The organism is Dyella amyloliquefaciens (assembly GCF_004296575.1).
Classification (GTDB): Bacteria; Pseudomonadota; Gammaproteobacteria; order Xanthomonadales; family Rhodanobacteraceae; genus Dyella; species Dyella amyloliquefaciens.
Genome location: NZ_SAYT01000008.1, coordinates 148,081 through 154,700 on the forward strand (window position 1 = coordinate 148,081; position 6,620 = coordinate 154,700).

The window sequence follows — 6,620 nt, forward strand, 5'->3', positions numbered from 1 at the left end:
GGCCGCTATCGTTTGGACGTCCGGATCGATCAGTGATCGCCGCCACCACCCGCCTTCGCGGTGAATGGCGGACGCGCCATCCATACCACCACGATCAGGCTGAGGAACACCCAACCCAGCATGTGGAACACCTCGTTGAACGAGATCTGGTAACCCTGCTGCGTGATCATCTGGTCGAGCAACGCATTGCCCGCCTGCCCACTCACGCCCGCCGACTGCAGCATGGCCTGGGTGGAGCTGTCATACGGCGTGATGTGCTCGGACAAATGCGCGTGATGCACGATCGCGCGGTGATCCCACAGGAAGGTGGTGAGCGATGCGGAGAAACTCGCGCCCAGCGTACGCAGGAAGGTCGCCAGCCCGCCGCCCGAGGCAATCTCGTGGGGCTTCAGGTCCGACAGCAGGATGGTGGTCACCGGCATGAAGAACAACGCGACACCCAGGCCCTGGAACAGCTGCACGCCGGCGACGTGCATGAAGTCCACCTGCAGGAAGAAATCCGACCGCATGAAGCAGGTCGCGCCCATCACCAGGAACGCGCAGGAAGCGAGCAGGCGCATGTCGGTGCGCGAGGCGTACTTGCCCACGATGAAGGTCAGCATCACTGGCAGGATGCCCAGCGGCGCGGCGGCGAAACCCGCCCACGTCGAGGTATAGCCCATGTTCCGCTGCAGCCATTGCGGCACCAGCAGGCCGATGGCGAAGAACGCGGCGTAGGCCAGCACCAGCGCGATGGTGCCCACGCGAAAGTTGTGATGGCGCAGCAGACGCAGGTTGACGATGGGCTCGTCGTCGGTGAGCTCCCAGATCAGGAACACCGCCAGCGCCACGGCCGACACGATGCTGGTGATCACGATGAACGACGAGTTGAACCAGTCTTCGTCGTTGCCCTTGTCCAGCACGATCTGCAGTGCGCCCACGCCGATGATCAGCGTGATCAGGCCCACGTAGTCCACCTTCGGACGCGAGGTGACATCGGGGCGCAGCTTCATCTGGTTGCCGACCACCATGCTGGCGAAGATGCCGATGGGCACGTTGATGAAGAAGATCCACGGCCACGAATAGTTGTCGGTAATCCAGCCGCCCAGGATCGGGCCGGCAATCGGCGCCACCACCGTCACCATCGCCAGCAGCGCCAGCGCCATGCCGCGTTTCGCGGGTGGATAAATCGAGATCAGCAGACTCTGCGTGACCGGGTACATCGGGCCGGCCACCGCGCCCTGGATCGCACGGAACAGGATCAGCATCGGCATGCTCTGCGCAATGCCGCACAGGAACGAGGCGACGGAGAACAGCAGCGTCGACCAGATGAACATCTTCACCTCGCCGAAGCGGCGGGTGAGGAAGCCGGTGAGCGGCAGCGAGATCGCCATGCTCACCGCGAAGGACGTGATGACCCAGGTGCTCTGGTTGACGCTCACGCCGAGGTTGCCGGCGATCGTCGGCAGCGACACGTTGGCGATCGTCGTGTCGAGCACCTGCATGAAGGTCGCCAACGAGAGGCCGACCGTGGTAAGCGCCAGGTTGGGGGGACGAAATTCTTGGTTCATCGCACGGATAACCTGCGGAATGGGGTATGAGCCCGTCAGACGACTTATCTAGGGACCACTCGATCTAGCGGGTCCGTCATCCCGGCGAAAGCCGGGATCCAGCGCCTCGGCCCTCAGACCGGCGGAAAGTCGCTGGATTCCGGCTTTCGCCGGAATGACGGCTGTTACGTTGTGTCGTTGCAGCATCCGAAAGCGTGTCTTCGCATTCCGGATGCCACCTTGCTACTGCTTCTCGTGGCTTTCGCCGGCCATGTTGGCGTGGATGATCTCGGCGATCATGCCGTCGGCCTTGGCCAGCTGCTGCTTGTAGACATCGGTGGTGAATGCCGGCTGCGTCGGGGCCTGCTTGGCGAGCAGCGCGCCGCTCTGGTCACGCAGGTTCACCTCCACCTTGGTCGACAGGCCGATGCGCAGCGGATGTTCCTCGAGCTGCTTGGGATCGGTGAAGAACACGCGCACCGGCACGCGCTGGACGATCTTGATCCAGTTGCCCGTGGCGTTCTGCGCCGGCAGCAGCGAGAACGCGCTGCCCGTGCCCACGCCCAGGCTCTCGACCTTGCCCTTGTAGGTGACCTTGCCGCCATACACGTCGGCACGGATTTCCACCGGCTGGCCGATGCGCATGCTGTTGAGCTGGGTTTCCTTGAAGTTGGCGTCGATCCACACTTCATGCAGCGGCACCACCGCCATCAGCGGCGCGCCCGGGGCCACGCGCTGGCCGAGCTGCACCGAGCGCTTGGCGACGTAGCCGTCCACCGGCGCGAGGATCGAGGTACGCAGGTCGTCGAGGTAGGCGGCACGCAGGCGGGCGGCAGCCGTCTGGACGTCCGGATGCGAGGCGACGACGGTGTCGTCCACCAGCACCTTGTTGGTCTGCAGCTGCTGCTGAGCGGTGGTGAGGCCACTCTGTGCGCTGGTCAGCGCATCGAGCGCGTGCGACAGCTCTTCGGCGGAGATGGCGCCTGTCTTGGCGAGGTCACGGCGACGGTTGTAGTCGGCCTGCGCCTTGTCCACGGCCACCTTGCGCACGGCCACTTCGGCCTGCGCACCACTCACGTTGCTGTACAGGCCGCGCACCTTGCGCACGGTGCTGGCGAGGTTGGCACGAGCCTGCTGCAGCGCGACCTCGGCATCGGCCGGGTCGAGCTTCACCAGCACGTCGCCGGCGTGCACCAGGTCACCGTCATCGGCGCCGATGGTGACGACGGAGCCGGGCACCTGCGGGGTGATCTGCACGACGTTGCCGTTGATGTAGGCGTCGTCGGTCTCTTCGTACCAGCGGCCTTCCAGGAAGTACCACAGGCCCCAGCCGAGGCCGGCGAGCACCAGCACCACGACCAGCGCGCGCAGCAGGAACCCGCGACGGTTCTTCGGAGGTTGGACGGCCACGGTGTCGGCCGCGTTCGGGGTTGGGCTAGACATGGGGGATTAGCCTTCAGAGCGAATGTTCGGGGGGGGAAGATTGGGCGGCGACGTTGGCCGCATCGCCTTGCGGGCGGAAACCGCCGCCTAGCGCCTGGATCAGTTGCACGGAGTAATCGACCTGCTGCGCCTTGAGGTCGGCCATGTGCTGCTGCGCGCCGAGCAACTGCTGGCGCACGATCAGTGCTTCCAGATAGCTGCCCACGCCGGCCTTGTAGCGCTGCTCGGACAACTGCCACGCCTGCGTGGCGGCATCCACTGCGCGCTGCTGCGCGGCGACCTGTTCCTGCGCGGACTGCACGGCGTCGTAGTCGTCGGCCACTTCGTTCACCGCGCGCACCAGCGTCTGGTTGTACTGGGCCACGGCTTCGTCGTACTGCGCGTCCTTGCCGGCTAGGTTCGAACGCAGGCGGCCGCCATCGAAGATCGGCAGGCTCAGCGACGGACCGAAGGTGTAGAAGCGCGCCGGCAACTGCAGCGGGTTGATGCTGCCGAACGCGGCGACGCCGGCCATCGCGCTGATGCTGATGTTCGGCATGAACTCGGTCCTGGCGACCTTGATCTGCTTGCCGGCCGATTCCACGCGCCAGCGCGCGGCGACCAGATCGGCACGATGGCCGAGCAGTTCGGACGGCAGATCCGCGGGCACCGCCAGCGTCGCCGGCTCCAGGGCCTGCGGACGGGTGATGTCCATGCCGCGATCCGGGCCCTTGCCGAGCAGCACCGACAACGACGAACGCGCTGCATCGATGGAGCGGCTGGAAGCGGAGAGACGCTGGTCGGCATTCGCCACCTCGGTATCGCTCTGCTTCAGCTGCAGCTGGTTGTCGACGCCGGCGGCGACGCGCTGCTGGGTCAGCTGGCGCGCGGTGGTGGCGCGATCATGCTCGGCCTTGGCCACATCCTGCTGGGCATAGGCGTAAGCAAGCTGGATGTACGCACGGGCCACATTGGTGGACAGCTCGATGCGCGCGGCCTGCTGCTCGATCTCGGCAGCATGCTGCTGGCCGACGGCGGCTTCCCACGCGGCACGCTTGCCGCCCCACAGGTCCAGGCCCCAGCTGAGGCCGACGCGTGCGTCCTTGAACCAAGTGAAGTGGCCACCGCCCAGCTCCGGCGGTGCCGCCGTCAGCGGAAGGCGCTGGCCGATCACGTTGGCGCCGGCGTTGACGCTGGGGCCGCGCTCGGCATCGGTCGCACCGGACTCGGCCTGCGCCTGGCGGGCGCGGGCATCGGCCACGGCGAGGGTGGGGTTGTCCTTCAACGCTTCGCTGATCAGGGCGCTGAGCTGGGGATCGCCCAGGCCGGTCCACCAGTCGTTGGCGGGCCAGGCGGCCGGGGAAAGCGTGGCGCCGGACAGGCTGCGATCGCTCTTCAGCGTGGTCGCATCAGTCAGCTTGCCTTCCGGGTGGAGGCCACCGCTGCTGACGCAACCGGCCAGCGCGAGGGAAAGGCCGGTGGCTGCCGCAAGGATTTGCAGACGCATGGGCTTGGTTTCCAGAAAAAGGTGAAACGTCAGTTCTTGTCGCGGAGCGCCGTCAACACGCGCTCCAGGTAGTCACGCAACTGCTCGCGCTCGGTATCGTCGAGCGCCTTTTGCGCCGCCTTGAGCACACGATCGTTGCAAGGCGTCATCTGTTCCCAGGTCGTGCGGCCCAGCGGCGTCAACTCGATGCGCAGCGCGCGCCGGTCCTGCTCGTGCGGTTGCCGGCGCAACAGGCCACGGCCTTCCAGCTGGTCGAGCTGGCGCGTCATGGCGCCGCCATCGAGTTCCACGGACCGGGCCAGCTCGCTCGCCGACATCGGGCCCGCCACGGCCAGACGCTTGAGGATCAGGAACTGGGTAAAGCGCAGGTCCACGCCCGAGGCCTGCAGTTCCGCCTCCAGGGCACGAACCAGCTCGCTGCGGACCAGCCCGATCAGGACGCCGATGCTGTCCTTCTGGAAGGAGAGGGAGGAATGGCTTGGGCTCATGAGCCGCGCATTTTATTGCCGGAATAATATTTGTCAAGGCAAATATATTCTGGGCCTATTTTGTTACGGCAAAATTTCGGGCTCAACCGGTTGGGACGATCATTTCGTCCTCCAGCCAGGCGCGCAGCGCGGGATCGCGCACTTCAAACAGCTCGAATACACCCAGTGCCCGCAACGCCGGCAACAGCGCCAGCAGGCGCGGCTCCATTGCCCGCCGCGCCGTCTCAGGCGTGGTGGGATCGAGCATCTGGTGGGCACAGGCCACGAACGCTTCCAGCGGCGTGACCCGGATATCGGCGCTGGGCGCCTTGGCGAAGATCGTCGACATGCTCAGCCTCTCCCTGGCGGCATCCGATGTGCCGCCGCTACTGAAACCAGGACGTACCTAGGCGTGCGGGCGTGACTGCGCCAGATCAAGGCTCCGTTGGGGGCGGAACGCAGGGAAGTTGATGGCGGACACTCAGCTCGACGCGCCCGGAGGCACTTCGGCACCGCGAGCGACGGCAGCGGTGGGGATGACCGAGCATGTTAGGCAGGCGCACCGAATACTGTTAGCGTTATTTGGTCAAAATCTGTCGAGAACCGGCCATGGGTCATGTCGCCGAAAAGGACGAGCTGGAGTTCCACGCGCTGATCGAGCGCACCGATGGACCGCCGGTCATCGCCTACTGGACCGAGGGCGAGGCCGCCAGCGAATACGACGAAGGCACCCGCGAGTACGGCTGGCATACCCATGCGCGCGGCCAGCTCTACTGCGTGGAGAGCGGCCTGGTGCATGTGCGCACGGCAAAGGGCTCCTGGCTGCTGCCACCCCATCGCGCCGGCTGGATGCCGCCTGGCGTGGAACACACCGTCACCCTCAGCGGCCGCATGAGTGGCTGGGGCGTGTTCGTGACCCCTCCCGAATGCGGTTGCCTGCCCACCGAGCCCTGCGTCATCAGTGTTACCGAACTGATGCGCGCCCTGGTTCGCCGCGCCAGCTCGTGGCTGTGGGCGACGCAGCTGGACGAAAGCCAGGAACGGATCACCACCGTGTTGCTGGAAGAAATCTGCCGCGCACAACGCGAACCCCTGCACCTGCCGATGCCACTCGACCGCCGCGCGTTGCGCATCGCGGTCGCGTTGATCGAACGACCGGAAGACAACCGCAGCCTGGAGGAGTGGGCCGCGTGGGCGGGACTTTCGCCACGCAGCCTGAGCCGTTTGTTCCGCAGTGAAACGGCGTTGAGTTTCGCGCAGTGGAGGCAGCTGGCAAGGCTGTCGCGAGGATTGGAACGGTTGGCGGATGGTGAAGCGGTTTCAGCGGTGGCGGATGCACTGGGCTATGCGAGCGTCAGTGCCTTCGTGGCGATGTTCCGCAGGAGTTTCGGACAGCCACCGGCGAGGTACTTTGCGGCGCAGGCGGCGGTGTAGTTACCTCTTTGATCCGCGCCTCCTCTTCTTTTGTAGGAGCGCACCCAGCGCGCGACCGAGGCGCACAGCATCACCTCTGCGGTCGCGCACAGGGTGCGCTCCCACAACGAACGACGACCTCCACCATCACCGCAACGCGATGTGCCGCGCAGCGGCACGAGCCTTCAACCATCCCCTGTGTGGCGGTGAGGGGTGGACGATCAGGCCCCGCAGGGGTGCCCGACAGGACGTCGGGCACTTTTCGTCCGGGCAGGAGCCCGG

General features: G+C 66.0%; 6 protein-coding genes. 1 reads left to right on the plus strand and 5 read right to left on the minus strand.

Annotation, left to right across the window (positions count from 1 at the left end):
- Nucleotides 1-29 precede the first annotated feature (29 nt).
- The 5 genes from EPB08_RS19300 to EPB08_RS19320 form a co-directional block, all read right to left on the minus strand.
- Nucleotides 30-1,550 (minus strand): DHA2 family efflux MFS transporter permease subunit, encoded by a 1,521-nt coding sequence (locus EPB08_RS19300; protein WP_130620749.1) that lies wholly within the window; start codon nucleotides 1,548-1,550, stop codon nucleotides 30-32.
- Between the two features lie 222 nt (nucleotides 1,551-1,772).
- Entirely contained in the window at nucleotides 1,773-2,972 is a 1,200-nt protein-coding gene (locus EPB08_RS19305; protein WP_130620750.1) for an HlyD/EmrA/EmrK family protein, read from the minus strand.
- Nucleotides 2,973-2,985: 13 nt separating this feature from the next.
- Nucleotides 2,986-4,458: an efflux transporter outer membrane subunit gene (locus tag EPB08_RS19310; RefSeq protein ID WP_130620751.1), complete on the minus strand. Its 1,473-nt coding sequence runs from the start codon at nucleotides 4,456-4,458 to the stop codon at nucleotides 2,986-2,988.
- Between the two features lie 29 nt (nucleotides 4,459-4,487).
- On the minus strand, nucleotides 4,488-4,946 hold the full coding sequence (locus EPB08_RS19315) for a MarR family winged helix-turn-helix transcriptional regulator (RefSeq protein ID WP_130620752.1): 459 nt from the start codon (nucleotides 4,944-4,946) through the stop codon (nucleotides 4,488-4,490).
- Nucleotides 4,947-5,028: 82 nt separating this feature from the next.
- Nucleotides 5,029-5,274, minus strand: a complete 246-nt coding sequence (locus tag EPB08_RS19320) for a hypothetical protein (protein ID WP_130620753.1) — start codon at nucleotides 5,272-5,274, stop codon at nucleotides 5,029-5,031.
- Between the two features lie 260 nt (nucleotides 5,275-5,534).
- Here EPB08_RS19320 and EPB08_RS19325 point away from each other — a divergent pair, with 260 nt between their 5' ends.
- Nucleotides 5,535-6,359, plus strand: coding sequence for an AraC family transcriptional regulator (locus EPB08_RS19325; RefSeq protein ID WP_130620754.1), 825 nt, complete (start codon nucleotides 5,535-5,537; stop codon nucleotides 6,357-6,359).
- The last annotated feature ends 261 nt before the right edge of the window (nucleotides 6,360-6,620 follow it).

Coding starts and splice junctions, on each gene's coding strand:
- EPB08_RS19300 (WP_130620749.1), bottom strand. CDS start 1,550: ATGAACCAAGAATTTCGTCCCCCCAACCTGGCGCTTACCACGGTCGGC.
- EPB08_RS19305 (WP_130620750.1), bottom strand. CDS start 2,972: ATGTCTAGCCCAACCCCGAACGCGGCCGACACCGTGGCCGTCCAACCT.
- EPB08_RS19310 (WP_130620751.1), bottom strand. CDS start 4,458: ATGCGTCTGCAAATCCTTGCGGCAGCCACCGGCCTTTCCCTCGCGCTG.
- EPB08_RS19315 (WP_130620752.1), bottom strand. CDS start 4,946: ATGAGCCCAAGCCATTCCTCCCTCTCCTTCCAGAAGGACAGCATCGGC.
- EPB08_RS19320 (WP_130620753.1), bottom strand. CDS start 5,274: ATGTCGACGATCTTCGCCAAGGCGCCCAGCGCCGATATCCGGGTCACG.
- EPB08_RS19325 (WP_130620754.1), top strand. CDS start 5,535: ATGGGTCATGTCGCCGAAAAGGACGAGCTGGAGTTCCACGCGCTGATC.